Below are 25,190 nucleotides of genomic sequence, written 5' to 3'. Positions count from 1 at the left end.
CCAGTTCGACAACGAGAGACCAAACAGGCCCGAAACCGCAAGCTGACTGGAGAGAAGAATGCCGTTTCCCGCAACGCCGGACTATATGGGCCTCAACACGCCAGTCCGTCAGGAAGTTTCGCTCAAGGGTCTTACCGCATCCGAGGGCACGATTCCGGCGGATGTGCGCGGCGCTTTCTTCCGGGCGGTGCCCGATCCGCAGTTTGAGCCTTTCTTTCAGCCCGATACGGCGCTCTCCGACGACGGCATGATCAGCCGCATCCTCTTTAATGAGGACGGGACGGTCGATTATGACATCAAATATGTCCAGACCCCGCGCTGGAAGGCCGAGAACGCCGCCGGCAAGCGCCTGTTCGGCCGCTATCGCAACCCCTTCACCAATGACGCGTCGGCCGAGGGCGTGGAGGGGACCGTCTCCAACACCACGCCGGTCTGGCATGCAGGCAAGCTCATCATGACCAAGGAGGATGGGCCGGGCCATCAGGTCGATCCGCACACGCTGGAGACCATCGGCGCCTATGATTTCGGTGGCGCGCTCAAGTCGCAGACGATGACGGCCCATGTCCGCATCGATCCCGAGACCAAGGAGATGTTCGTCTATGGCTATGAGGCGGATGGCCTCTGCTCAAAGACCATCGCTTATTGGTGGACCGACAAGGACGGCAAGCTCGTCAAGGAACAGTCGTTCGAGGCGCCGTTCTGCAGCCTTGTCCATGACTTCGTGATCACCGAAAATTACGCCATCTTTCCGCTGCAGCCTACCACCGCCGACCTGGAGCGCGTGAAAGCCAAGGGCGCGCACTGGGTTCACCAGCAAGATCTGGAATATCACATCGGGGTGATGCCGCGTTATGGCGATGTGTCCGAGATCCGCTGGTTCAAGGGACCGAAGGGCGCCTCCAGCTTCCACATGATGAACGCCTTTGAGACGCCGGACGGCAAGGTCCATATCGATCACCACATCACCGATACGATCGCCTTCCCGCATATCCGCGCGGACAGCGGCATCGACGTGCAGCCTTGGGAACTGGGCGGCGGTTTTCAGCGCTGGACCGTCGATATGAAGGGTGAGAGCGACGGTGTGGAGGTCACGCCGCTCGGGCCTCCGGGAGACATGCCGCGCATTGCCGATGCCGATCAGGGGCGCCCGTACAAGCGGGGCTGGTATTGCAGCATGAACCCGCAGCCGATGGGGCCGCCGCTGATGGGCGGCGTCGTCGGTGCCATGTTCACCGCGCTCCTGCGGAAGGATTTCGAGACCGACGCAATCATCGGCTATAATCTGCCGCCGGCGCATGGAATGAGCGAGACCGTGCATGTGCCATCGAGCGAGCCCGGTCATGAAGGCTGGCTGGTCGGCGTCGTCGATCATGAGACCGCGCCGGACCAGTTCGAGCACGCGGTGTGGATCTGGAACGCGGGGGATCTTCCGGCCGGGCCAGTCGCCAAGGTGCCCGTGCCCACCCGGATGCGGCCGCAGGTCCATGGCTGGTGGGTGCCGATGGCGGCCTATCAGGCGGCGAAAGCGGCCTGATCCTTTCGCACGCCCAAGGGCGCAGGTGTTAGAGCCTGCCCCCTTGGACGGCGGTGATGTTTCGTCATACCACCTTGGCGATCAAAGCGTGCTGATCATCCGCACAGTCTCGGCAAACCGTCCCTCGCGCTCCGCCGAGCGAAGGAAGCGGACATTCTCGACGAGAATTTCCTCGGGCGTGGGCACTTGCTGAAAGAGCGCCATCACTTCCGCAGCATAATCATCGAGCGGCATATAGTTTTCCCGGGTGGACTGGCCCGGGGTTAGCTCGGTGCGCACAGCTGGCGGGGCCAGCTCGATCACCTCCACCTTGCCGCGCAGCTGTTCCCGCAGGGAGACCGTCCAGCTATGCAGGGCCGCCTTGCTCGCGCTGTAGCTCGGCGTGCCGATCAGTGGCACGAAGGCGAGGCCGGAGGTCGTGTTGACGATCGCGGCGTCTTCCTGCGCCGTCAGATGCTCGATCAAGGCATTGGTGAGACGGATCGGCCCCAGCACATTGGTGATGAAGGTCTGCTCCGCCACAGTCGTGTCGCCACGTCGCGTCAGATCCTCGCGCTGCATGATGCCGGCATTGTTGAACAGGATGTTGATCGCCGGAAAGCGGGCGATCGCTTCGGCCGCGAATGCTTCGATGCTTCCCGGATCGCTCGCATCGACGGTGAGCATGTGCATGCCCGCGCGACCCTCGATGGTTTCAGCCAATGTCGCTGCGGTCCGCCCGGCGACGATCACCGTGTTGCCGAGCTCGTGGAAATGGCGCGCCAATGCGCGGCCAATACCCGAGCCGCCGCCAGTGATGAGAATGGTGTTGCCAGTGGTCTTCATGCCGTCTGCTCCAAATTCTGCTGGTGGACGACTGCTCATTTAAGTCCTAGCTTTCAGAACGAAAGAAGGCACCGGAAAGATTGATACTCACCGGAAAGAGAGTGTGAATGACAACTCAAGCGAAGCGCCCAAGCGTGCCAGCCAGCCCCGATCGCTACGATCAGATCGATCCCCGCGTGGAAGCGCTGGTCAATGGCCTTATCGGCCAAGTCGCGGACAAATGGACCATGCTGCTGATCGAGGTGTTGCATGACCATGGCGAGCAGCGCTTCACACGCATCTTCGAGAAGATGCCCGGCATCAGCCAAAAGATGCTGACGCAGACCCTGCGGCAGATGGAGCGCAACGGTCTGGTCCACCGCACGGTGCATCCGGTCGTGCCTCCCCATGTGGATTACCGGCTGACGGAGCTGGGGGCCAGTCTGGGCGAAGCATTTTGTGGCGTGTGGACCTGGGCGGAGGATCATCTGCAAGACATCGACGCCGCTCGCCTGAGATTTGATGAGGCACGCGCTCGCTAAGTGAGCCGGGCAGGGCGACCGCTAACTCGCCGCATTCTGTTTTAACGAACGCAGCGGCAACGATTCGCGCATTCAAGTTGGCACCTTAGCCGGCCTCCGCCTCCATCGCGGCGGCTGTTCGCCTTTGCCGTGCTTCAAAGATGCACAACGAGACATGTTTCTGCGCTCTTGAACAAGCGCCCTGATGCATAAGTCCCACGCCGGGACCAAAAGTTTGGCCGTCACGCTGCCGCCGTCTCCTTTAAGTTGATCCTGTCCGGAATTCCTGCCTATATCAACGAGCCTAAAAAAACGGCTCCTGTATGCTCTGCGAGAGGTCGCAAAGACCCGCGCAATGTCAGGCTGCATCGAGCCGCACAGGTGAGGAGAAGATGTGATGAACAGGAAGTCCAGAATCCGCCCATTGCTGTGCGCCGGTTCGGTTATGGTGATGGCAATCGCGGCGACGACGCCCGCTTTCGCCCAGCAAGATGCCGTCCCGCAGGCCGACAGCACCCCCGATATCATTGTTACTGCACAATTTCGGTCTCAGCGCCTGCAGGATACGCCCCTGGCGATCACGGCGGTGGATGCGGCGCTGCTCGAGGCGCGCAATCAGGATGACATCGCTGCGGTCGCCCGGCAGGCGCCCAGCGTGACCCTCACCCCCATGGGTGGCGCGTTCGGCGATTCCATGGGCGCCTCCATCCGCGGCATCGGGCAGTTCGATTTCAACCCGGCTTATGAGCCGGGCGTCGGGCTTTATGTTGATGATGTCTATTATCCGACCCTCACCGGTGCCAATTTCGACCTGCTCGACCTGGAGCGCGTGGAGGTGTTGCGCGGCCCGCAGGGAACGCTCACGGGTCGCAACTCGATTGGCGGCGCGATCAAACTGTTCTCGAAGAAGCCGGAGGCCGATCCGAGCGGTTTTGCCGAAGTGAGCTACGGTTCGCGCAACCGCGTGGAAGTTCGGGCGGGGGCGAATTTCCCGATTACGGATATGCTCTTCGCCCGCGTTTCCGGCGTCCACAAGAGCCAGCGCGGTTATGTCCAGCAGATCGACTATGGCTGCGCCAACCCCGGCAATCCCGAGGGCATCCTGCCGGCCGTGCCGACCAACACCGACTGCGTGGTCGAGGATCTGGGCGGCATCAACTATTCAGGCGTGCGGGGCGCGCTGCGTTATGCCGGCGAGAAGCTCGATATCCAGATCATCGGCGACTATCAGTATTCCGACCGACCGAGCGCCGCCGAAGTGCCGATCGTGGCGCAGGGCGATGCCTCCAACTTTCTGTGCGGACCGTGGTGCACCTATGCAAGCTGGGGGCTGCCGGCGGGCGGTCAGGCCGGCAACTGGAACACCGGCAATCGCAACAAATTCCGTGGCTGGGGCGTGTCTGGCCATATCGATTGGGATGTGACCGACAATCTCCAGGTCCAGTCGATCACGGCCTATCGCTCCTACAATAACCGCTGGGGCACGGACGATGATTTCACGCCGACGCTGACGCGGGCCGCCGGCGGCTTCAACGATCTTGATTTCTGGTTCGTAAGCCAGGAACTGCGGGTCAACGCCAAGCTTGGCGACATGGCCGATTTGACCGTGGGCGGATACTATTCCGACCAGCGTAGCACCTACTTCACCATTCAGGATATTCGCTACATCATCCCCGGCGTGCCGCTCCAGTTCCTCGGCAACGATCCGATCAATGCGGATAGCAAGGCCGTGTTCGGCACCGCGATCGTCCGTCCGGTTGATGGCATGACGATCACGGGCGGTATCCGCTACACTGAGGAGCATAAGGACTACACGTTCATCCGGCGGAACCTCGACAATACCGCGCCGCTCTTCCCCGATCCGTTCGGTCTCTCGGCTCTCAATAACCTGAAGGCCGTGTACGACGGCAGCCGGGTCGACTGGCGCTTGTCCGTCGATTACCGCTTCTCGCCGGAAGTGTTGCTCTATGGAACCGTGGGCACGGGCTTCAAGGGCGGCGGCGTCACCGCCCGCCCGTTCCTGCCGACGCACGCGACCCAAGGCACGTTCGGGCCGGAGACCGTCACAGCCTACGAGATCGGCCTGAAGACGGATCTGCTCGACCGTCGCCTGCGCGTGAACCTCGCGGGCTTCTACAACGACTATAAGGCGATCCAGCTGCCGCTCTCCGACTGTTCGGCTTATGGCGGCGGGCCCTGCGCGGTCATCGCCAATGCCGGCGACGGCAAGATGTGGGGCTTCGAAGCCGAGGTTTCGGCAACTCCGGTCGACAATCTGATGATCGACGCGTCGCTGAGCCTGATCGGCTCAGAGTACAAATCGATCTCGCCCGCCGTCGGCAGCACCATCACCGCCGGCAGCCCCATCGTTTCGCCCGAAACGCAGTGGAGCGCAGGCATTCAGTATGAGATCGACATGGGCGGGTCCGGCTCGATCACGCCAAGGCTGGACGTCGCCTATCGCGGCCGGCAGCTGGCCAGCAGAACGCTGAATGCGGTCAATCCGGACTTCGAATATTTTCCGTCCTACGTGCTCGGCAGCACCCGGCTGACCTGGCGCAATCAGGATCGCGACCTCGCCGTGTCGTTCGAAGTGACCAACCTCTTCGACGAATATTACTACACGTCGCGGTTTGACGCGGTCTACGGTTTCGCCGGCACGGCCTATGCCAATGTCGGCGCGCCGCGCGAATGGCGCGTGTCGATCAAAAAGGACTTCTGAGGCCCTAGGGCGAGATAAACTTGAGGAGGGCGGCCGCGTGGTCGCCCTCATTTCCTTTGACCGCCCCATGATCCCACAATAGCGATAGTCGCAAGAGCGAGAGGCCGCACAGGCCCGCAAGGAGAGGTGAGCGCATGAAGCTAGTTTTGCCGCCTGGAATGTCACCCCAACGCTTCGATGCCGCCGTCAAGGCGTTGCAGGCTGCGGTCGGTGCGGGCTGGGTGATGACCAGCGATGAAGATCGCGATGCCTATGCGGATATTTACGCGCCGGGGCCCGAGACGCTCTGGACCGCATCGGGCGCGGTAGCGCCAAGCACGGTCGAGGAAGTGCAGGCGGTGGTGCGCATCGCCAATGAGCACAAGCTCCCCCTGTGGACGGTCGCGCGCGGCAAGAACCTTGGTTATGGCACGGCAGCGCCGCGGATGCCGGGCTGTATGGTGCTGGATCTCGGGCGGATGAACCGCATTCTCGAGGTCGATCCGGAACTGGGCTATTGCGTCATCGAGCCGGGCGTCGGCTTCATCGATCTTTATGAGCATATCCAGCGCGAGAAGCTGCCGCTGATGATGTCCGTGCCCGGCAATGGCTGGGGCTCGGTGCTTGGCAACGCGCTCGATCATGGCATCGGCTACACGCCTTATGGCGTCCACGCGAGCAACCTGTGCGGCATGGAAGTCGTGCTCGCCAATGGCGATGTGGTGCGCACGGGCCTTGGCGCGATGGAGAACAACAAGGCCGCGCATCTTTTTCCGTTCAGCTACGGTCCGAGCTGGGACCAGATGTTCACCCAGTCCAACCTGGGCGTCGTGACCAAGGCCGGCATGTGGCTGATGCCGGAGCCGGAAACCTCCGTAGAGCTGAACCTTGAAATCCCGCAGGCGGAAGACATCGGCTGGGTGATCGATACCCTCACACCCTTGCGGCTGAACCGGATCATCGATCAGTCGATCTTCATTCCGAGTTGGCTTGGCAAGATGACGATCCTGGGACAGCGCAAGGACTTCTGGGACAAGCCCGGCGCCATTCCTGAATGGCGCGTGCAGGAACTGCTCAAGGAGCACAAGCTCAGCTACTGGAACATGCAGTTGCGCCTCTATGGCGAGGAATCGGTGACCAAGGCGAAGGCGGCTGTCGTGAAGGCCGCCTTCGCGCCGCACCTCAAGACGCCGATCGGCGAGCGCTGGTGGCGCAAGGGCGATGCGACCAATGTGATGGACCTGACGCTCGGCGTACCATCGGCCGTTCCGCTGCAGATGGGCGATTGGGTTGGCGGGCGCAGTGCCCATATGGGTTTCTCGCCGGTCGTCCCGGCCACCGGCAAGCATGTGCTCGATCAGATGCGCCGCAGCCGCAAGATCATCAACGATCATGATGTGGATTTCTACGCCAGCTTCACCATTGGCGGGCGGTTCTGCAACAATGTGAACATGCTCATGTACGACCGCGACAACGACAAGCAGGTCGAGACGATCAAGACGCTGTTCAACGCCCTGATCGCCGACGCTGCCGCCCATGGCTATGCCGAATATCGCACCCATCTCGGCTGGATGGACGCGATCTCCGATACCTTCGGGTTCAACAACCACGCCATGCGGCGGATGACCGAGCAGGTGAAAAACACGCTCGACCCGAACGGCATTCTCTCCCCCGGCAAGAACGGCATCTGGCCCAGCGCCTATGCCGACCAGCGTGGAAAGGCACTGGCATGAGGATAGGGCAGGTAACGAGCCTCATGACGCTGATGGCGGTCGGCGTGCTGATGACGACCTATGATCTGGGGACAAGGGATGCGCGGGCTGCCCAGCCCGGCGGTGCTCCGGCAGGCGGCCCGCCGCCACCCTCCGCTTACGGCATGCGGGCGCAGATGGCGCCAGGGGACCGGCAGCATAATGCCAATAGCGGTGAAGCCCTGTTCTCCAATCGGTGCGGCGCCTGCCATTTCGATTGGGGGATGGGCACAAATCTGATCACCAAGCAGCAGGTGATGATGGGCAACCCGCCCGCCATGGGCCTGATCGCCAACCGGGACGATCTGACCGCCGATTATGTGAAGGCGGTTGTGCGCATGGGCAAGGGCGCGATGCCCCGCCAGACGCGCGTGGACATCACCGATTCCGAGCTGGAAGCCGTGGCGGCCTATCTGGGGAAGGGCAAATGAGCGGCGTCTCGCGGCGGCAATTGCTGGGCGGCGCGGCGGTGGCAGGGGCTGTCGGCTTATTCGGCGCCCGGGCCGTCGCTGGGCCGGAGAAGGCCGCTCGCATCGTCGTCTATGACAGCCGCAGAGCCGCAAGCCGGTCCTTCGCCGGGCAGTTCTTCGGCGTGCAGCAGATCGATCTTGCCGGAGAGCACAGCCGCAACTGGGCCGGCGTCCGCGCGATCCGTCGCAGCGGTGCGATGTCTGGTCCGGTAGCGGGTCTGACCGGGTGGAATGACTATGTCGCCGCCCGGACCTGGCTTGAGGATCGCGGGCTGCGTCTGCGCTCTGAACGGCGCGACGCGACGCATGACCTCATCGCCTGGACGATGGCCTGAAATTGATCGAGAGGAGAGGGCAGCGGCCCGCGTTACGATGAGCAGCAGCAACGACGTCACTTTGTACCATTGGGAGCCCAACGCCAATTCGGGCAAGCCCATGCTTACTCTCATCGAGAAAGGCGTGGCGTTCAACAGCCATTATCTCGACCTGCTCTCGTTCGATCAGCACAAGCCGGACTATCTGGCGATCAACCCGATGGGGACGATCCCGGCGATGACCCATAGCGGCCGGCTGCTCAATGAATCGACCGCCATGATGGAATATGTGGAGGAGGCCTTTCCCGGCCCCTCGATGATGCCTGAAGACCCGGTCGATCGCTGGCGCGTGCGCTGGTGGATGAAATATCTCGACCAGTGGCTCTGCCCGTCGTTCAGCATGATCGGCTGGAGCATCTTCATCGGCCCGCAGGTCCGGGCGCGCGACCCTGAAGAACTCAAAGCGGCGATCGACCGCATTCCCTTGCCGGAGCGCCGCACTGCCTGGCGCAAGGCGATCTACGGCTTGTTCAGCGAGGCGGAACTGGCAGAGTCGACGCGGCGGGTGAAGCTGGGCATCACCAAGCTGGAGGAGGCGCTGGGGCAGCGCGAGTATCTCGGCTCGGATCAATACTCGCTGGCGGATATCAATTGCTTCAATTCGGCTTACGGGCTCCCCTCCATGCAGCCCGACGACGTGAACGACGCAAAAACCCCCAACATCATGCGCTGGCTGCGCGCCATTGCGCGGCGCCCGGCCGTGCGCGAAACCTGGGCCTATAGCCGCGTGCCCCGCTTTGCCGAGCGCATCATTCCCTTGATCGAGGAGGCAGCGTGATGGCGATGACCCTGTATCATGGCGAGCCGACCGGCCCGTCGCTCACTGTGCTCGCCGCGCTGTTCGAGAGCGGTTTGGACGCGGAGCTTCGCCCCATCGATCTTGGCATGGCCGAGCGCCATGGCGGGACCGTGCCGCGCGCTTTCGAGGTGGATTACAGCGTCGAAGGGGAGGGCCCGGTGCTCGTCGTCGACGGACAGGCGCTGTGCGACAGCGTGTTCATCGCCTGCTATCTGGATGACGCGGCGCCCGGTTGTGGCCTGCGCCCGACCGATCCCTATGCGCGGTGGGAAATGATGGCCTGGTGTCGCTGGATGATAGAGCGCGTCGCGCCCGGCGCGGCGGCCCTGGCCAACCTGGCGTGGACGACGCCGCGCTTGGCTGCGCTCGATGACGCGCGCTTCGATGCGCTGATCGCCCCCATTGCCTCGCAGGATCTGGCCGAGCGTTGGCGCGAGACGCGCAGCGGCCAGCTCTCGGCCGAGCATCGTGCTGCCAGCGAGGCGCGGGTCCGGGAGGCCACCCAGAAGATCGAGGGCCGCCTTGAGGCGCGCGACTGGCTCATGGGCAGCTTCTCCATCGCCGATCTGGAAAGCTACGCCTGGGTGGCGCCGATGCGTGATCTGGTCCCTGATGCCTTCACCGACAAGCCGCGCCTGGCGGCGTGGCTGGCGCGGGTTGAGGCGCGGCCCAGCGTGCAGCAGGCGCTCGCGCAGGCGGGCAGCCCGCAGCCGGCTCACGCCTTTGCCCCCGGCCCGGAAATCAATCGCTGGGGCTAGGACGGAACGTCCACCGCGCTCTCTCGTTGGATGATCGGCGGCGCCTCTCGCGCCGCTGCATCATCGGAGAGGAGCAGCATGAGCACCCAAGCCCGCGACCTGACCAGCTTGCTGACCGTCTGTCTGGAAGACCTCTATGCAGGACGGGTTCTTGCCGCCGAGGCTTTGCCCTCGATCGCTGCTGCCGTCGGCCTGCCGGTCTCCCAGCTTGTCGATGCCTTGGCGGGCAGCTGGAGGGATCAGGCGCGTGCGATCAACGCGCTCGAGCCGATCGATGATCCCGCTGAGAACCTCTGGATGGGCGGCATCGTCAAGGATGCCCACCGCGATACCGAGACGATCCCGCAGGGGTCGTTACGCGACATCGCCATCGTTGGCGCCGTGCGAAAAGCCGTGGCGGCCGATGCCGTCTCCCTGGAGACCGCCATCGCTATTGCGAACACGCTCTCCCATGAGCGCGCGCAGGAGGCTCTGAGCGCGATGCGCACGCATGCCCACGCCACCGACGAGCAGTTCCGCACGCTGCTGCTCGACGTGACGCGAGCCGCCGGCTGACCGTTCCTTTCATCTGACCAGCTAGCAGAGGCTAAACACGGCGATGGCGCGGGCCTAGGCGGGAGGCGTTTTGCCGGTCTTGCCATCGATGAGCACCGCCTGCTGCCATCGCCCGGGGGCCTTATCCGTCCGGTGAATGCACCCGGCCCAACAGCAGGGCCGCTTCTTGCCCTCGCGCAGTTCCTCGCAGGTTCGCTGGATCCGTCTTTCGCGGGTCTTCGCCTGCTTCGCGTCCTCCACCCAGCAGATGAACTCGTTCCGGCCGAGTGGTGTCAGCTTCTCCCAGAGAGCGAACAGGTCGGCATCTGCGGTCAGCGCGTGCTGAAGATCGTCTGCGGCCCGATGGACGGTGCCATGCGGAAATGCGTCTGCCGTCTTGCCTACCAAATTACCCATGGGCGCATGGTGCCCGCGATGACCGAACAATTCAATGGGGTGAGGGAAGCGCTGGCTACGTGGGCGGACCCGCATTTGCGCTGCCCCGGCGCGACCTCGCAATGCGTAGTTTGACGTATTCCCTCCGAGCCCCTGGCAGCGCTCAATCATGGCACTTTCCGGCCGGTTTCGGAGTGCCTTATGACCCAGACTTCTCCATCACGCCGCCAGTTTCTCGCTGCCGTCGGCAATCTGGCTAGCGCGGCCTGGGTGACCTTGAACTGGCCACAGATCGCATCCGCCGCAGAGCACGTCGGGCATGGTCATGGCGGCGCAGGAGCGGGCGAGGGGCATACGAGCTTTACGACGCTGAACCCTGCGGAAGCGGCCAATGTCGATGCGATCGCCAACCAGATCGTGCCGGGCGGCGCCATGCCGGGCGCGCGCGATGCGCATATCGTCTACTTCATCGACAATGCGATGGGCAGTTTCTTTGCTGAGCAATGGCCGTCCTTCAAGGCCGGCCTGACCGAGTTCAACGCTGGCTATGCCGCGAAATATGGAACGCAGGCGCCATTCTCCGCCGCGCCGGACGCCCAGCAGATCGCCTGGCTCAAGGAGGTCGACAAGACGCCCTTCTTCCTGGCGGTGCGTCGGCTCACGGTCCTCGGCCTCATCGCCATGCCCAAATATGGCGGCAATTTCGAGGGGGTTGGTACCAAGCTGATCGGCGTGGTCGACAGCCATTATTGGGAGCCGCCCTTCGGCTATTACGACAAGGATTATCCGGGGTTCGAGCCCTATCCCGGCACCAAGCCCTACATGGCCTGACGGAGGCGCCCCATGGATCGCAAGACATACAAGACCAGCGAAACAGTCGATTTCATCGTCGTCGGCTCGGGCGCTTCGGGCGGCATCATGGCGCGGGAACTGGCGCGTGCCGGCAACAGCGTCGTGGTGATGGAGCAGGGGCCTCGGCTGGAGGCCTATGAGTTCGAGCATGACGAGCTGAAGTACCGGCACCTGTCCGGCATCACCAACAGCCCGACGGCCAATCCGCAAACCTTCCGCAGCGACCCGAGCAAGGCGGCGCAGCGCATGGAGCGGAATGCGCTGACCTATGCCCGCGTGGTCGGCGGCAGCAGCGCGCATTTCAACGCCAATTTCTGGCGACTGCACGAGATCGATTTTATCGAAGGCAGCCGGTGGGGCTCCATTCCCGGCGCCGATCTGGTCGACTGGCCGATCACCTATGCCGAACTCGAACCTTATTATACGATGGTGGAATGGGAGGTCGGCGTGTCCGGCCTCGCGGGAGCTAGCCCGTTCGATCCACCGCGCAGCAAGCCTTATCCCATGCCGCCGCTGCCGGTGAAATCCTCCGGCGTGCTGTTCGAGCGCGGGGCGCGCAAGCTCGGCCTGCATCCGTTCCCGGCGCCGCTGGCGATCAATTCCGTGATCTACAAGGATCGGCCGCCTTGCGCGCAATGCGGTCTGTGCGGCGGCTTTGGCTGCGAGGTGATGGCCAAGTCCTCGTCGGTCTGGACGGTGATCCCCGAGGCCGAGGCGACAGGCAATTGCGAGATCCGCTCGGAGAGCTACGTGTTCCGCATCGGCATGAACGATGCCGGGCGCGCCACCGGCGTCCATTATTTCGACAAGGATCGCAAGGAGCAGTTCCAGAATGCCCGCGCCGTGGTCGTGTGCGCCAATGGTGCGGAGACGCCGCGGCTGCTGCTCAACTCCGCGACCAATGCCTTCCCGGATGGGCTGGCCAATTCCAGCGGCAAGGTCGGTCGCTATCTGATGTGCAACAAGGGCGGCGGGGCGATGGCCCGGTTCGAGCAGCCGCTCAACGAATATAAGGGTGCGAACGTCACCCGCATCTTGCACGATTTCTATGACGCCGACGAGAAGCGCGGTTTCTACGGTGGCGGCGGGTTCGACGCGCGCTCGGGCGGCCCTCTCACCTGGGGGCAGAGCGTCCCCAAGGGCACGCCGACATGGGGGCCGGGATTCAAGGAATATCTCGAATCCTACACCTATTGGATGAATTGCTCGGGCCACGGCACGTCGCTGGCGCAGGAGACCAACCGCGTCGACATCGATCCCGAACTCAAGGACGAGTGGGGCATTCCGGCGATCCGGGTGACGTACAAGGATCACCCTGACGACACCAAGCATGCGAACTGGCAGGCCGATCGGGCGGTGGAGATCATGGATGCCGCCGGCGCGACGCAGGTCGTCCGCAGTGAAGTGGGCGAAGGGCGCGGCGGCGTCCACCTGCTCGGCACCTGCCGCATGGGGAACAACCCGGAGACGTCGGTCATCGACAAATATCACCGGACCCATGACGTGCGGAACCTGTTCCTGTGCGATGGATCGAGCATGGTGACGTCCGGGCGCGGTCAGCCCACGCAGACGATCGAGGCCCTCGCCTTCCGCGCGGCCGAACATATCGCCCGGTTCGCGCGGACCAATCAGATCTGATCGCAGCCACAGGTGCCGTCTGACACAAATCGGACGGCCCCTGGGCAGGCCTATTGGACCCGTCCGCACTGCATGAATGGCGGCGATGACGGTTATCGCTACGCTCCCGCAATCACCCCATCGACTCTCATCATGACTTTGTCCTAAACCTGTCGTCGAGATCGATGATTTGGGTCATGCGCGCTCGTTCGCCGCCAAGAAGCGTCGGAGCGCGCTGGGCAGATGATATGCCCGGCACGCTGAGCCGGGTTCACAGAGGAGCTGGATGAATGAACCAGATGAGCAACGTGAAGCTCGAGCAATTCCCCTATTCGGAAGCGGCCAAGAAGGCGCTCGCCCGCAAGCCGCAGCTGTTCATTGACGGGCAATGGGTGGATTCCACCGGCGGTGAGACGCTGGGCGTGATCGATCCCAGCTCCGGCAAGGAAATCAGCCGCTTTGTCGATGCGAGCGATGCCGACGTCGATCGCGCCGTGGCGGCGGCCCGCCGCGCTTTCGACGATGGCCGCTGGTCCGACCTGCCGCCCATCGTTCGCGAGACGATGATGCGCAAGCTCGCCGATATCCTGGGCGCCCATGCCGATGAACTGGCCGAGCTGGAAGCCATCGACAATGGCAAGCCCAAGGGCATGGCCGGTGCCATCGACGTGCCCGGCGCCATTGGCATGATGCATTATATGGCGGGCTGGGCGACGAAGCTGGGCGGCGAGATGATCGAGCCCATGTCCGCACCGCGCGGTGCTTTCCACAGCTATGTCCGCCGCGAGCCGATTGGCGTCGCCGCGCAGATCGTGCCGTGGAACTTCCCGCTGCTGATGGCGGTGCTGAAGATCAGCCCGGCGCTGGCCGCCGGTTGCACGGTGGTGCTCAAGCCGGCCGAGCAGACCTCGCTCACCGCGCTGCGCCTGGCCGACTTCATCGCCGAGGCCGGCATTCCGGCCGGCGTGGTGAACATCATCACCGGCAACGGTCATACCGCCGGCGATCGGCTCGTGCGACACCCCGATGTCGACAAGGTGGCCTTCACCGGCTCGACGGAAGTGGGCAAGATCATCAACCGTACTGCGACAGACAGCCTCAAGCGCGTCACGCTGGAGCTGGGCGGCAAGTCGCCGGTGATCGTGCTGCCGGACGTCGACCCCAAGGTCGTCGGCCCCGGCACCGCGCAGGCGATCTTTTTCAATTCTGGCCAGGTTTGCGTGGCCGGCTCACGGCTTTATGCGCACAAGAGCGTATTTGACAGCGTGCTGGAGAACTTCGTGGAAGCCTCCGCATTCTGGCAGCCGCGCGCCAGCCTCGATCCCGATGCGCATATGGGGCCGCTGGTCAGCGACGAGCAGATGCAGCGCGTGATGGGCTATATCGAGGACGGCAAGAAGGCGGGCGCCTCTGTGGCCGTCGGCGGTGATGCGCCGGCGAGCGAGGGCGGCTATTATGTCAACCCGACCGTGCTCGTGGACGTGAAGCCGGACATGCGCGTGGTGCGCGAGGAGATCTTCGGCCCCGTCGTCGTGGCCCAGCGCTTCGATGATCTGGATGAAGTCGCGCGACAGGCGAACGATACGAGCTTCGGCCTTGCGGCGGGCATCTGGACCAAAGATCTCTCGGCCATGCACAAGCTGGCCGCGAAGCTGAAGGCCGGCACGATCTGGGGCAATTGCCACTCGATGATCGACCCCGCGCTGCCGTTCGGCGGTTATAAGGAAAGCGGCCTTGGCCGCGAGCAGGGCCGTCAGGGCGTCGAGGCCTATACCGAGCTGAAATCGGTCATCATCGCCCTTTGATCCACAAATGAGCGCCCCCTCCTCAGCCGGGGAGGGGCGAGATCGGTCGAGGGACATGGCGGACCCGGACGACATCCGGAACTTTCTGCGCGTCGATGCGCGGATCACGACGTCCGGGCGACTTCAGTCGGGCGATCCTGCGCGCCTTGCCGAGATTGGCGTGCGCCATGTCATCAATCTCGCGCTGGACAGTCACCCGGAGGCCCTGCCGGATGAAGCCGGAGAGATGGCCGGGGCAGGGCTGCGCTACACGCATATCCCCATCCCCTTCGATGCGCCGACCGAAGATCACTATCAGGCGTTCGTCGCGGCGCTGGAGGCCGATGACGCGCCGGTGCATATCCACTGCATCATGAACTGGCGCGTTTCGGCCTTCGTCTATCGCTACCGCCGGGATGTGCTCGGCGTCGCCTACGAACAAGCACGGGCGCTGATGACGCAGATATGGGATCCTGCCGACCTGGCGAAAGCCGGGAGCAGCCCGGACCTTGGGCCGTGGATCGAGATCATCGCGCCGCGCTAGACGGTGCGCAGGGAGAGGAGAGAGGCCATGACAGACTTTGCGGGGCGGCATGTGATCGTCACCGGCGCATCCAGTGGCATAGGACTGGCGACGGCGCGGATGCTCGCCGCCCGTGGCGCGAGGGTCTCCATGCTCGCGCGGCGCAAGGACGCGCTGGCCGATCAGGCGCGGGCCATCGGCGATCATGCCGCTGCCTTCGCCGCCGATGTCGGTGACAAAGCCGCGCTTGAATCCGCGCTGGCAGAGGCCGTGGGGCATTTCGGGCCGGCTTATGGGTTGTTCGCCAATGCCGGGCTCGCGGGCAACTTCGCGCCGGCGCTGGCCTATTCGCCCGAGCTGTTCGACGAGGTGATCCGCGTCAATCTGACCAGCGTCTTCTGGGCCATTCAGGCGCTCGCACCCGGGATGGTGGAAGCGGGGGAGGGCAGCATCCTCGTCACTGGATCCATGGCCAGCAAGCGCGGCATGGCGATGAACCCGGCTTATGTCGCGTCCAAACATGGCGTGCTTGGCCTCTCGCGCGCCATCGCCGTCGAACTGGCGCCGCAGGGCGTGCGGTGCAACTGTATCGTCCCCGGCTTCATCGAAACGCCGGCCTTCGATCTGATCCCGCCCGAGCAAGCCGCGCGCATCAATCAGCGCGTGCCCCAGCGCCGGATGGGCAGCGCCGATGAACTGGCGGAGGTCGCCTGCTTCCTCCTCTCGCCGGCTGCCAGTCATGTGACGGCGCAGAACTGGGCAGTCGATGGGGGCGTGCTCGATACGCTCGAAGTTTAAGGAACCCTCAGGATGACGCTCAAATATTACCACGCCGAGCCGCTGGCCAATTCGCTCAAGTCGATGATCCCCTTGAAGGAGAAGGCGCTTGCTTATGAATCGATCTATGTCGATCTCCACAAGTTCGAGCAGCATTCGGACTGGTTCAAGGCAATCAACCCGGAAGGGCAGGTGCCGGTGCTTGTCCATAATGGCGCCGTGATCACCCACACGACCGTCATCAACGAGTATCTGGAAGACGTCTTTCCCGAAGTCCCGCTGATGCCCTACGATCCGCTCGGCAAGACCAAGGTGCGCTACTGGAACAAGTTTGTCGACGAGCATGTCATGAACTATGTCTCCATGCATGGCTGGCACCGGCTCGTCGGCGTGATTGCCCGCAACATCGAGAATGGCGAGTTCGAGAAGTTGCTCGAGCATATTCCGCTCCCCGATCAGCGCAAGAAATGGGCGACCGCGCGCTCTGGCTTTTCCGAGACGGACCTCGCCAACGCGACCGACAAGATCATCTATGCGCTGCGCAAGATCGAGGCCCAGCTTGGTGAGACGCCCTGGCTGGCCGGCGATATGTACACGACGGCGGATATCAATTTCTTCAGCCATTGCGGCGCGATGGTGGAGCGGATGTTCCCGGAGCTGGATGTTACGACCAACTATCCGCGGATCGTCGATTGGCGCGAGCGGGTGAAGGCGCGCCCGGCCGTCGCCGAGGCGCTGGCCAGCGAAGACCGTACCGCGCCGGGCCTGCGGACTTGGTCTGGCGACCGCTAGGCGCTGTAGCCGGCGACACAGTGAATTGAGATGATTGAAGGAGTTTGACGATGCGTGCATGGCAACTGGCGGCGGGGGCCACCTCGATCGACGATCTTCATCTGGTCGAGCGCGATCAGCCCGCGCCCGGTCCCGGCCAGGTGGCGATCCGGGTTCATGCCTGTTCGCTCAACTATCGCGATCAGGCGGTGGTGCTCGGGCGCTATCTCGGCGGTCCGGTGCCCAACCCGACGATCCCGCTTTCCGACGGGGCGGGCGAAGTCATTGCCGTGGGTGCGGGTGTGACGCAGTTCAAGCCGGGCGACCGGGTGGCCGGCACCTTCTTCCAGAGCTGGGACGATGGCTCGCCCAATCCGGCTGCTGGCCTTGCGCTCGGTGCCGCGGGCGCCGACGGGATGCTCGCCGAAGTGGTCGTTCTGCCGGAGCAGGGCGTGGTTCCCGTTGCCAAGTCGCTTAGCTATGCCGAGGCGGCTTGCCTGCCCTGCGCCGGTGTGACGGCCTGGAACGCGCTGTTCGAAGGCCCACGGCCGGTCAAACCCGGCGAACGCGTGCTGCTGCTTGGCACCGGCGGGGTGTCGATCCTCGCCCTGCAACTCGCCAAGGCGGCGGGCTGCGAGGTCATCATTACCTCCTCCAGCGACGCCAAGCTGGAGCGCGCCAAGGCGCTGGGGGCCGATCATCTCATCAACTATCGCGAGATCGAGGACTGGGGTCAGCATGTCTCCACCACGATGGGCGGCGTCGACAAGGTGGTCGAGGTCGGCGGTGCCGGCACGGTGCAGCAAAGCATGGCCGCACTGCGCCACAATGGCGAAGTTGCACTGATCGGCGTGCTCAATCCCGTTGGCGGGCCTAACCCATCAGGCCTGATGTTCGTCGGCGGCACGCTGCGGGGTATTTTCGTCGGCTCGCGCGGCATGGCGCGACGACTGGCTGCGGCAATTGACGTCAACGGCATCAAGCCGGTCATCGGCGCCCGTTATACGTTCGAGGATGCCAAGGCGGCCTTTGCGCATGGCAGCGGTTCGGAACATTTCAGCAAGGTGGTGATCGACGTTCGCTGAGATCGCGTGGCCCGCTTCATGTTCATACCCGGGGCCTGGCATAGCGGGTCGTGCTTCGACCGCCTGCGCGCGCCCCTGGAGCGGGCCGGGCACAGCATGATCGCGCCGGACCTGCCGGGTGCCGGTGGCGACGCGCGCGCCATGGCGCAGGTCTCGCTGGAGGGCTGGGCGCAGTTTATCGTCGGGGAGGCCCGCCGCCAGGCTGAGCCGGTGATCCTGTGTGCCCATAGTCGCGGCGGCATTATCGCCAGTCAGGCCGCCGAACTGGCGCCGGAGGCGTTCGCGGCGCTGGTCTATATCAGCGGCGCGCTCATCCCCGACGGGCAAAGCCTTTATGACATGATCGGGCGCTCGATGGAGACGGGCCGCTTCGGCGCCGCGCTCAGCCCGGTCCATGCAGGCCTTGGCTTGCGGTTCGATCCATCCGCAGCGGCGGAATTCTTCTACCAGCTGTGCAGTCCTGAGGACCAGCGGCAGTCGGCCGTGCAGCTCATTGACGAACCGGTGAGGCCATTCGGGACCGCGCTGCGCCTCACTGCGGCTCGCTTTGGCCGCGTACCGCGCCATTACATCGAATGCGCGCAGGACCGGACCTTTTCATTGGACGTGCAACGCGCGATGCAGGCCGTGCTGCCTTGCCGCAGCGTGACCGCGCTCGAGAGCGATCACAGCCCGTTCATTTCCATGCCGGAAACCCTCGCGGGTGCTCTGGCGACCATCGCAGAACAAGAATGAAGAGGAGAGACGGATGACCAGGAAATTTGGCTTCGGCGGCGACATCGGTACCATCTGCCAGATGGCCTATGTGGTCCGCGACATCCATCAGGCGATCGACTGGTGGATCGAGCGGACGGGCGTCGGTCCCTGGTTCGTCCTGCCGAGCTTCGGGGGGCCGGATCATGTCTATCGCGGCGAGACCTGCAAGAGTAGCAGCGCCATCGCGATGAGCTTTGCCGGCTCGACCAATATCGAGCTGATCCAGCCTTTGGACGACCATCCGTCGGTCTACAAGGAGACGATCGATCGCGTGGGCTATGGCTTCCATCACTTTGGCGTCGCGCGCGAGGACATCGAGGACGAGGTGGCGCGCCGGATCGCGCGTGGGGAAACATTGGTCCAGCGGGCGCCGGTTCCGACTGGTGGCTCTGTCGCGTTCTTCGAGGGCGGGCCGGGCGCGCCGGGCTTCGTCGAGCTGATTCCGGCAACGGGGGGCATGGATGCCGGCTTCACCACCTTTTGGGAGCAGACGCAGGATTGGGATGGCCGCGACCCCATCCGGCCCTTCCTGTGAGCCGGTTTAGGCCCCGCGCGACCTCAATCATATTGCGCAGCAACATGGCTACACATGATACCCCGCGCCGTGGAAATGGCATGAACCGGCGATCCGTGGGAACCGGCTCCGATGAGGCCGGAAACTGGTTCGCTGGTGCAGCATGAACCTGTTTTTTTGACGCCATTGCGAGGTGATAAATCCCTATCAATTCGCTAATTTCTGCGCCGGAGGGTCTGGGCGGCCTTCCAATTTTTCGTTTGTGTAACATACAAAATTTCGTATGTTCCGCCCGTCCATCGATTCGACGTTCTCGTCGAACGCAGACCCTTGTTTCTCGCGATCCAAATGGAGAGGCTCTCTGATGTCCAACCCTACCAATCTTGAGCAAGTGCTCAACGCCGCCGGCAATCCGGTGGAAATGCTGCGCAACAGCCAGATCGGCGCCTATGTGTATCCGGTCGTTGCTCCGGAATTCTCCAACTGGCGCTCCGAGCAGTGGGCCTGGCGCAACGCTGCCGTGCTGTTCGATCAGTCGCACCACATGGTCAACCTGTTCATCAAGGGCAAGGACGCGCTCAAGCTCCTGACCGACACGATGATCAACTCGCCCAAGGGCTGGGAAGTCAACAAGGCCAAGCAGTATGTGCCCGTGACGCCTTATGGCCACGTCATCGGCGACGGCATCATCTTCTGGGAAGAGCCCGAAGTGTTCTGCTATGTCGGCCGTGCGCCGGCTGCCAACTGGCTGCAGTACCACGCCGAGACCGGCGGCTACGACGTCGAGATCGTCTATGACGACCGTTCGCCTTCGCGTCCGATGGGCAAGCCCGTCAACCGCAGCTACTGGCGCTTCCAGATCCAGGGCCCGAACGCCTGGGACGTGATCGAGAAGCTGCACGGCGGCAAGCTCGAGCAGCTCCGCTTCTTCAACATGTCCACCATGAACATCGCTGGCCGCTCGGTGCGCACGCTCCGTCACGGCATGGCCGGTGCACCGGGCCTCGAAATCTGGGGTCCGTACGAAGAGATGGAAGACATCCGCGGCGCCATCGTCGAGGCTGGCAAGGATCTCGGCCTGGTGCAGGTCGGTTCGCGCGCTTATCCCTCGAACACTCTGGAATCCGGCTGGATCCCGAGCCCGCTGCCGGCCATCTACACCGGCGAGAAGCTGAAGGCCTATCGTGAGTGGCTGCCGGCCAAGAGCTACGAAGCCACCGGCGCGATCGGCGGTTCGTTCGTCTCGAACAACATCGAGGATTACTACACCAATCCTTATGAGATCGGTTACGGTCCGTTCGTGAAGTTCGACCACGACTTCATCGGCCGCGAAGCGCTCGAAGCCCTCGACGCTTCGACGCAGCGCAAGAAGGTCACGCTGGCCTGGAACGGCGACGACATGGCGAAGATCTACGGTTCCCTGTTCGATGCCGACGCCGACTCGCACTACAAGTTCTTCGACCTGCCGCTGGCCAACTATGCCAACACCAATGCCGACGCCGTCCTCGACGCCGCTGGCAACACGGTCGGCATCTCGATGTTCACCGGCTACTCGTACAACGAGAAGCGCGCGCTTTCGCTCGCGACGATCGACCACGAGATCCCCGTCGGCACCGAGCTGACGGTCCTGTGGGGCGAGGAAAATGGCGGCACGCGCAAGTCCACCGTCGAGCCGCACAAGCAGATCGCTGTTCGTGCCGTCGTGAGCCCGGTCCCCTATTCGGTGACCGCGCGCGAGACGTACGAAGGCGGCTGGCGCAGCGCTCGCGTCGACGCCTGATCCTGATCCGTTGCGGGCGGCCATCCTCCGGGGTGGCCGCCCCGACGACCTTCTAAAAACACAGTAAGCCCTAATCGAGGCGAGGACTTTTCATGGCTACGGCAACCCTGGACAAGACCGCACTGGCGCGGCTGTTTGAAGACTACTCGCTCGAAATCACGCCCAAGGACGTGGAAGCGCTGCAGAATGCCGCGCACATGATCCCGCAGGGTACGCTCATTTCCTGCACCTTTTTGCCGGGTGCCGAGTTCGAGGATCGCGTCCGCGCGGCTCGGGCCATTCAGGACCTCGGTTTCAAGCCGGTCCCGCACATTTCCGCCCGGCGCCTTCTGGTGAAGGAAGACCTCAACCGTTTCCTCGACATGCTCGCCGCGCAGATCGACCTCAAGCATGTGTTCGTGATCGCTGGCGATCCCTCTGAACCGCTTGGGCCCTATGATGACGCGCTGGCCGTGATTTCCTCGGGCACGCTCAAGGAATATGGCATCCAGCATGTCGGCATCTCCGGCTATCCCGAAGGTCACCCGGACATCACCAACGAGAAGCTCGTCAAGGCGATGCATGACAAGGTCGCCTCGCTCAAGGAGCAGGGGATCGACTATTCGATCATGACCCAGTTCGGTTTCGATGCCGATCCGGTGCTCGATTGGCTCAAGCAGATCCGCGCCGAGGGCATTGATGGCCCCGTGCGCATCGGCCTGGCCGGCCCGGCCTCGATCAAGACGCTGCTCCGCTTTGCCGCGCGCTGCGGTGTCGGCACCTCCGCCAAGGTCGTCAAGAAGTACGGCCTCTCGATCACCAGCCTGATCGGCAGCGCCGGTCCCGATCCGGTGATCGCCGATCTCGTCCCCGCGCTGGGCGAGGAACATGGCAAGGTCCACCTGCATTTCTATCCGTTCGGCGGTCTGGTGAAGACCAATGAGTGGATCGTAAACTTCAAGGGCAAGCAGGGCATCTGACGCTCCGGCGTCCGCTGCCGCTCAATTAATTCCGGACAAAGACGGTCGGCCCGTTCCGGGCCGTATCATGGAAAGGCTAGGAGAATCATGGCTCAAGGCTCCGACATCGAAATCGCACGCGAAGCGAAGATGCAGAACATCGCCGAGGTCGGCGCAAAGGTCGGCATCCCGCAGGACGCGCTGCTGAACTACGGTCCGTACAAGGCGAAGCTGTCCTGGGACTTCATCAACAGCGTCCAGGGCAATCAGGATGGCAAGCTCATCCTCGTCACCGCGATCAACCCGACGCCGGCAGGCGAGGGCAAGACCACCACGACAGTCGGCCTTGCTGACGGCCTGAACGCCATCGGCAAGAAGACGGTCGCTGCGCTGCGTGAGCCGTCGCTCGGCCCGTGCTTCGGCGTCAAGGGCGGTGCTGCCGGCGGCGGTTATGCGCAGGTCGTGCCGATGGAGGACATCAACCTCCACTTCACCGGCGACTTCCATGCCATTACCTCGGCGAACAACCTGCTCGCCGCGCTGATCGACAACCACATCTACTGGGGCAACAAGCTCGGTCTCGATCCGCGTCGTATCGCATGGCGTCGCGTGCTGGACATGAACGACCGCGCGCTGCGTTCGATCGTCAACTCGCTCGGTGGCGTGTCCAACGGCTACCCCCGCGAGGACGGCTTCGACATCACCGTGGCGTCGGAAGTTATGGCGATCCTCTGCCTCGCTTCGGACCTCAAGGATCTGGAGCGTCGCCTCGGCAACATCCACGCCGGCTACACCCGGGACCGCAAGGCCGTGCTGGCGCGCGAGCTGAACGCCTCGGGCGCGATGACCGTCCTGCTCAAGGACGCGCTGCAGCCCAACATCGTGCAGACGCTCGAGAACAACCCCGTGCTGATCCACGGCGGGCCGTTCGCGAACATCGCGCATGGCTGCAACTCGGTGCTTGCCACCAAGACGGCGCTCAAGATCGCCGACTATGTGGTGACCGAAGCCGGCTTCGGCGCTGACCTTGGCGCCGAGAAGTTCTTCGATATCAAGTGCCGCAAGGCTGGCCTGAAGCCCTCCGCGGCCGTCATCGTCGCCACCATCCGCGCGCTCAAGATGCACGGCGGCGTCGACAAGGCCGATCTTGGCACGGCTAACCCGGACGCGGTGCGCAAGGGCGGCGTCAATCTCGCCCGCCACATCGAGAACGTCCGTCAGTTCGGCGTGCCCGTGGTCGTCGCGATCAACCAGTTCGTCACCGACACGGCCGAGGAAATGGCTGTCGTTCAGGAGATCGCGGAAGCCGCTGGCGCCGAAGCGGTCGAGTGCAGCCACTGGGCCAATGGCTCCAAGGGCACCGAAGAACTGGCCCGCAAGGTTGTCGCCCTGGCTGAGGGCGGTTCGTCCAACTTCGCGCCGATCTACGAGGACGGCCTCTCGCTGTTCGACAAGATCGACACGATCGCCAAGCGCATCTACCGCGCCAGCGAAGTGACCGCCGATAGCAGCGTGCGCAACAAGCTCAAGGGCTGGGAAGCCGATGGCTATGGCCATCTGCCGGTCTGCATGGCCAAGACGCAGTACAGCTTCTCGACCGATCCAAGCCTGCGCGGCGCGCCGACCAACCACGTCGTGCCGGTGCGCGACGTGATCCTGTCGGCAGGCGCCGAGTTCATCGTCGCGGTGTGCGGCGACATCATGCGCATGCCCGGCCTGCCCAAGACGCCGTCGGCGGACTTCATCCGTCTGGACGACAAGGGTCAGATCGAAGGTCTGTTCTGATCAATTAAGATTGAAGGAGGCTAGTGGCCTCCTGCTTTGAGAGATTGGCCCGTCGGCGTTGCTGGCGGGCCATTTTCTTTTCCGGTTAACAAATGTTTACCACGCATTAACCATCGGTTAGACAGGCCTTGTCTGTGGGGGGCAAGCGAACGATGGTGCGCTATAAAGTGATGCTGGTTTTCGGCACGAGGCCCGAAGCCATCAAGATGTTTCCTGTCTATGATGCGCTGAAATCTCTGCCGCAGATCGAGACGAAAGTCTGCGTTTCCGCACAGCATCGGGCGTTGCTCGACCAGGTTCTCGACCTTGCTGGGATTTTGCCGGACTTCGATCTCGACATCATGGCGCCGGACCAGACGCTCGACACGTTGACGGCGCGGCTCATCCTCGCCTTGGGCGCCGTGTTCGACGCCGAACGGCCCGACAGGGTGTTGGTCCACGGCGATACCAAGACGGCGATGATGGCCGCCCTTGCGGCTTATTACCGTCGCATTCCGGTCGGGCATGTCGAGGCCGGCTTGCGCAGCGGCGATATCTACAACCCATGGCCCGAAGAGGTGAATCGCCGCATCATCGCATGCGCGGCCAATCTGCATTTCGCCCCGACACGGGGGGCCGCGGCAGCGCTGGAAGCCGAGCATACGCAAGGGCGGATCATCGTGACGGGCAACACGGTGGTGGATGCCTTGCTCGCGATTCAGGGCAGGCTGCGGGAACAGCCTTTTTTGGCGGGCTCGATCGCCCCCGTGCTGCGGCACTTTTCAGGGCGCCGGATCGTTATCGTCACCAGCCACAGGCGGGAGAATCTGGGGCAGGGGCTCTCGAACATTGCCGCCGCCATCCGCGCCGTCGCCCAGCGCGACGATGTGGCCATCATCTGGCCGGTCCATCCCAATCCACAGGTCCGGGCCACGCTGGAGCCCGCGCTTTCCCACCTGGAGAATGTCGCGCTGATTGAACCGGTGGATTATCCAGGATTTGTGGGCCTGCTCGATGCAGCCTCCGTGGTGTTGACGGATAGTGGCGGCATCCAGGAGGAAGCGCCCAGCTTCGGTAAACCGGTGCTGGTTATGCGGGAGACGACCGAACGGCCAGAGGGCATCGAGGCAGGCACCGCCCGTCTCGTCGGCACCGTCCCTGATCGCATCGTCGCCGAAGTCGCGCGGTTGCTGGACGACCCGCAGGCCTACGCCGCCATGGCCCATGCCCATAGTCCTTTCGGGGATGGCCAAGCCGCCGCGCGCATCGCGGCAGTGCTGGCCGAAGAAGCCGCAGCGCGATGGGTGGTGGTGCCCAGCCTCGGAAACCTGCAATCGGTTTCCCACGTGCCCAGCGCGCCATAGAGCGCGGCTTGGCATCATGATCT

Annotated in this window: 24 protein-coding genes; 22 read left to right on the top strand and 2 right to left on the bottom strand. The window is 63.6% G+C overall.

The annotated features are described in order from the left end of the window. Positions 1–58 precede the first annotated feature (58 nt). Positions 59–1,534: a carotenoid oxygenase family protein gene (locus M2339_RS06085; protein ID WP_264587207.1), complete on the top strand. Its 1,476-nt coding sequence runs from the start codon at positions 59–61 to the stop codon at positions 1,532–1,534. 81 nt (positions 1,535–1,615) lie between these two features. Here the strand turns inward: M2339_RS06085 and M2339_RS06080 are convergent, their stop codons facing one another. Then, the gene (locus M2339_RS06080) at positions 1,616–2,359 is read right to left on the bottom strand and encodes an SDR family oxidoreductase (RefSeq protein ID WP_181559646.1); all 744 of its coding nucleotides are present in this window, start codon (positions 2,357–2,359) and stop codon (positions 1,616–1,618) included. Positions 2,360–2,466: 107 nt separating this feature from the next. On the opposite strand from M2339_RS06080, the gene M2339_RS06075 reads away from it, so the two are divergent. The 8 genes from M2339_RS06075 to M2339_RS06040 all read left to right on the top strand — a co-directional run bounded on the left by M2339_RS06075 (position 2,467) and on the right by M2339_RS06040 (position 10,267). Continuing rightward, entirely contained in the window at positions 2,467–2,880 is a 414-nt protein-coding gene (locus tag M2339_RS06075; RefSeq protein WP_264587208.1) for a winged helix-turn-helix transcriptional regulator, read from the top strand. Positions 2,881–3,256: 376 nt separating this feature from the next. Beyond that, complete coding sequence (locus tag M2339_RS06070) at positions 3,257–5,581, top strand: TonB-dependent receptor (protein WP_264587209.1); 2,325 nt, start codon at positions 3,257–3,259, stop codon at positions 5,579–5,581. Positions 5,582–5,715: 134 nt separating this feature from the next. Then, positions 5,716–7,293: an FAD-binding oxidoreductase gene (locus M2339_RS06065; RefSeq protein ID WP_264587210.1), complete on the top strand. Its 1,578-nt coding sequence runs from the start codon at positions 5,716–5,718 to the stop codon at positions 7,291–7,293. Further along, positions 7,290–7,742: a c-type cytochrome gene (locus M2339_RS06060; RefSeq protein WP_264570291.1), complete on the top strand. Its 453-nt coding sequence runs from the start codon at positions 7,290–7,292 to the stop codon at positions 7,740–7,742. Before M2339_RS06065 ends, M2339_RS06060 begins: the two co-directional genes overlap by 4 nt. Continuing rightward, positions 7,739–8,116 carry a twin-arginine translocation signal domain-containing protein gene (locus tag M2339_RS06055; RefSeq protein WP_264587211.1) on the top strand — a complete coding sequence of 126 codons (378 nt, stop codon included), beginning with the start codon at positions 7,739–7,741 and terminating at the stop codon, positions 8,114–8,116. The genes M2339_RS06060 and M2339_RS06055 overlap by 4 nt, the downstream gene beginning before the upstream one ends. 37 nt (positions 8,117–8,153) lie before the next feature. Further along, positions 8,154–8,933: a glutathione S-transferase family protein gene (locus M2339_RS06050; protein WP_264575786.1), complete on the top strand. Its 780-nt coding sequence runs from the start codon at positions 8,154–8,156 to the stop codon at positions 8,931–8,933. After that, positions 8,933–9,712 (top strand): glutathione S-transferase family protein, encoded by a 780-nt coding sequence (locus M2339_RS06045; protein WP_264587212.1) that lies wholly within the window; start codon positions 8,933–8,935, stop codon positions 9,710–9,712. Before M2339_RS06050 ends, M2339_RS06045 begins: the two co-directional genes overlap by 1 nt. A 78-nt stretch (positions 9,713–9,790) precedes the next feature. After that, on the top strand, positions 9,791–10,267 hold the full coding sequence (locus tag M2339_RS06040) for a DUF892 family protein (RefSeq protein ID WP_264587213.1): 477 nt from the start codon (positions 9,791–9,793) through the stop codon (positions 10,265–10,267). Positions 10,268–10,321: 54 nt separating this feature from the next. Here M2339_RS06040 and M2339_RS06035 read toward each other — a convergent pair whose 3' ends face one another. Further along, a complete protein-coding gene (locus M2339_RS06035) occupies positions 10,322–10,663 on the bottom strand; it encodes a YdeI/OmpD-associated family protein (RefSeq protein ID WP_264587214.1) in 342 nt (113 codons plus the stop codon). Positions 10,664–10,843: 180 nt separating this feature from the next. On the opposite strand from M2339_RS06035, the gene M2339_RS06030 reads away from it, so the two are divergent. From M2339_RS06030 to wecB, 13 genes are all read left to right on the top strand, one after another. Further along, positions 10,844–11,473: a gluconate 2-dehydrogenase subunit 3 family protein gene (locus M2339_RS06030; protein ID WP_264570297.1), complete on the top strand. Its 630-nt coding sequence runs from the start codon at positions 10,844–10,846 to the stop codon at positions 11,471–11,473. Between the two features lie 12 nt (positions 11,474–11,485). Then, on the top strand, positions 11,486–13,132 hold the full coding sequence (locus M2339_RS06025; protein ID WP_264587215.1) for a GMC family oxidoreductase: 1,647 nt from the start codon (positions 11,486–11,488) through the stop codon (positions 13,130–13,132). Positions 13,133–13,401: 269 nt separating this feature from the next. After that, positions 13,402–14,916: an aldehyde dehydrogenase family protein gene (locus tag M2339_RS06020; RefSeq protein WP_181559658.1), complete on the top strand. Its 1,515-nt coding sequence runs from the start codon at positions 13,402–13,404 to the stop codon at positions 14,914–14,916. Between the two features lie 7 nt (positions 14,917–14,923). Next, on the top strand, positions 14,924–15,439 hold the full coding sequence (locus tag M2339_RS06015; RefSeq protein WP_264606261.1) for a protein tyrosine phosphatase family protein: 516 nt from the start codon (positions 14,924–14,926) through the stop codon (positions 15,437–15,439). 27 nt (positions 15,440–15,466) lie between these two features. After that, positions 15,467–16,216: an SDR family NAD(P)-dependent oxidoreductase gene (locus M2339_RS06010; protein ID WP_264587217.1), complete on the top strand. Its 750-nt coding sequence runs from the start codon at positions 15,467–15,469 to the stop codon at positions 16,214–16,216. Between the two features lie 12 nt (positions 16,217–16,228). Then, positions 16,229–16,987 carry a glutathione S-transferase family protein gene (locus M2339_RS06005; RefSeq protein WP_264587218.1) on the top strand — a complete coding sequence of 253 codons (759 nt, stop codon included), beginning with the start codon at positions 16,229–16,231 and terminating at the stop codon, positions 16,985–16,987. 50 nt (positions 16,988–17,037) lie between these two features. After that, complete coding sequence (locus tag M2339_RS06000; RefSeq protein ID WP_264606260.1) at positions 17,038–18,051, top strand: zinc-dependent alcohol dehydrogenase family protein; 1,014 nt, start codon at positions 17,038–17,040, stop codon at positions 18,049–18,051. An 18-nt stretch (positions 18,052–18,069) separates the two neighbouring features. Then, a complete protein-coding gene (locus tag M2339_RS05995) occupies positions 18,070–18,786 on the top strand; it encodes an alpha/beta fold hydrolase (protein ID WP_264587220.1) in 717 nt (238 codons plus the stop codon). Between the two features lie 13 nt (positions 18,787–18,799). Beyond that, positions 18,800–19,342, top strand: a complete 543-nt coding sequence (locus M2339_RS05990; RefSeq protein WP_264570304.1) for a VOC family protein — start codon at positions 18,800–18,802, stop codon at positions 19,340–19,342. Between the two features lie 343 nt (positions 19,343–19,685). Then, positions 19,686–21,101 carry a vanillate/3-O-methylgallate O-demethylase gene (ligM, locus tag M2339_RS05985; protein WP_181559665.1) on the top strand — a complete coding sequence of 472 codons (1,416 nt, stop codon included), beginning with the start codon at positions 19,686–19,688 and terminating at the stop codon, positions 21,099–21,101. 92 nt (positions 21,102–21,193) lie between these two features. Beyond that, positions 21,194–22,060, top strand: coding sequence for a methylenetetrahydrofolate reductase (locus tag M2339_RS05980; protein WP_264570305.1), 867 nt, complete (start codon positions 21,194–21,196; stop codon positions 22,058–22,060). Positions 22,061–22,147: 87 nt separating this feature from the next. Next, positions 22,148–23,824, top strand: a complete 1,677-nt coding sequence (locus tag M2339_RS05975; RefSeq protein ID WP_181559667.1) for a formate--tetrahydrofolate ligase — start codon at positions 22,148–22,150, stop codon at positions 23,822–23,824. A 152-nt stretch (positions 23,825–23,976) separates the two neighbouring features. Further along, on the top strand, positions 23,977–25,167 hold the full coding sequence (gene wecB / locus M2339_RS05970) for a non-hydrolyzing UDP-N-acetylglucosamine 2-epimerase (protein ID WP_264587221.1): 1,191 nt from the start codon (positions 23,977–23,979) through the stop codon (positions 25,165–25,167). The last annotated feature ends 23 nt before the right edge of the window (positions 25,168–25,190 follow it).

Source organism: Sphingobium sp. B2D3C, from assembly GCF_025961835.1.
Taxonomy (GTDB): domain Bacteria; phylum Pseudomonadota; class Alphaproteobacteria; order Sphingomonadales; family Sphingomonadaceae; genus Sphingobium.
The sequence above is the reverse complement of the archived record's forward strand: the minus strand, read 5'-3'. Positions and strand labels throughout refer to the sequence as shown.

Excerpts from the sequence above, each read along its gene's own strand:
- M2339_RS06085 (WP_264587207.1), top strand. The coding sequence starts at position 59 with ATGCCGTTTCCCGCAACGCCGGACTATATGGGCCTCAACACGCCAGTC.
- M2339_RS06080 (WP_181559646.1), bottom strand. The coding sequence starts at position 2,359 with ATGAAGACCACTGGCAACACCATTCTCATCACTGGCGGCGGCTCGGGT.
- M2339_RS06075 (WP_264587208.1), top strand. The coding sequence starts at position 2,467 with ATGACAACTCAAGCGAAGCGCCCAAGCGTGCCAGCCAGCCCCGATCGC.
- M2339_RS06070 (WP_264587209.1), top strand. The coding sequence starts at position 3,257 with ATGAACAGGAAGTCCAGAATCCGCCCATTGCTGTGCGCCGGTTCGGTT.
- M2339_RS06065 (WP_264587210.1), top strand. The coding sequence starts at position 5,716 with ATGAAGCTAGTTTTGCCGCCTGGAATGTCACCCCAACGCTTCGATGCC.
- M2339_RS06060 (WP_264570291.1), top strand. The coding sequence starts at position 7,290 with ATGAGGATAGGGCAGGTAACGAGCCTCATGACGCTGATGGCGGTCGGC.
- M2339_RS06055 (WP_264587211.1), top strand. The coding sequence starts at position 7,739 with ATGAGCGGCGTCTCGCGGCGGCAATTGCTGGGCGGCGCGGCGGTGGCA.
- M2339_RS06050 (WP_264575786.1), top strand. The coding sequence starts at position 8,154 with ATGAGCAGCAGCAACGACGTCACTTTGTACCATTGGGAGCCCAACGCC.
- M2339_RS06045 (WP_264587212.1), top strand. The coding sequence starts at position 8,933 with ATGGCGATGACCCTGTATCATGGCGAGCCGACCGGCCCGTCGCTCACT.
- M2339_RS06040 (WP_264587213.1), top strand. The coding sequence starts at position 9,791 with ATGAGCACCCAAGCCCGCGACCTGACCAGCTTGCTGACCGTCTGTCTG.
- M2339_RS06035 (WP_264587214.1), bottom strand. The coding sequence starts at position 10,663 with ATGGGTAATTTGGTAGGCAAGACGGCAGACGCATTTCCGCATGGCACC.
- M2339_RS06030 (WP_264570297.1), top strand. The coding sequence starts at position 10,844 with ATGACCCAGACTTCTCCATCACGCCGCCAGTTTCTCGCTGCCGTCGGC.
- M2339_RS06025 (WP_264587215.1), top strand. The coding sequence starts at position 11,486 with ATGGATCGCAAGACATACAAGACCAGCGAAACAGTCGATTTCATCGTC.
- M2339_RS06020 (WP_181559658.1), top strand. The coding sequence starts at position 13,402 with ATGAACCAGATGAGCAACGTGAAGCTCGAGCAATTCCCCTATTCGGAA.
- M2339_RS06015 (WP_264606261.1), top strand. The coding sequence starts at position 14,924 with ATGAGCGCCCCCTCCTCAGCCGGGGAGGGGCGAGATCGGTCGAGGGAC.
- M2339_RS06010 (WP_264587217.1), top strand. The coding sequence starts at position 15,467 with ATGACAGACTTTGCGGGGCGGCATGTGATCGTCACCGGCGCATCCAGT.
- M2339_RS06005 (WP_264587218.1), top strand. The coding sequence starts at position 16,229 with ATGACGCTCAAATATTACCACGCCGAGCCGCTGGCCAATTCGCTCAAG.
- M2339_RS06000 (WP_264606260.1), top strand. The coding sequence starts at position 17,038 with ATGCGTGCATGGCAACTGGCGGCGGGGGCCACCTCGATCGACGATCTT.
- M2339_RS05995 (WP_264587220.1), top strand. The coding sequence starts at position 18,070 with ATGTTCATACCCGGGGCCTGGCATAGCGGGTCGTGCTTCGACCGCCTG.
- M2339_RS05990 (WP_264570304.1), top strand. The coding sequence starts at position 18,800 with ATGACCAGGAAATTTGGCTTCGGCGGCGACATCGGTACCATCTGCCAG.
- ligM (WP_181559665.1), top strand. The coding sequence starts at position 19,686 with ATGTCCAACCCTACCAATCTTGAGCAAGTGCTCAACGCCGCCGGCAAT.
- M2339_RS05980 (WP_264570305.1), top strand. The coding sequence starts at position 21,194 with ATGGCTACGGCAACCCTGGACAAGACCGCACTGGCGCGGCTGTTTGAA.
- M2339_RS05975 (WP_181559667.1), top strand. The coding sequence starts at position 22,148 with ATGGCTCAAGGCTCCGACATCGAAATCGCACGCGAAGCGAAGATGCAG.
- wecB (WP_264587221.1), top strand. The coding sequence starts at position 23,977 with ATGGTGCGCTATAAAGTGATGCTGGTTTTCGGCACGAGGCCCGAAGCC.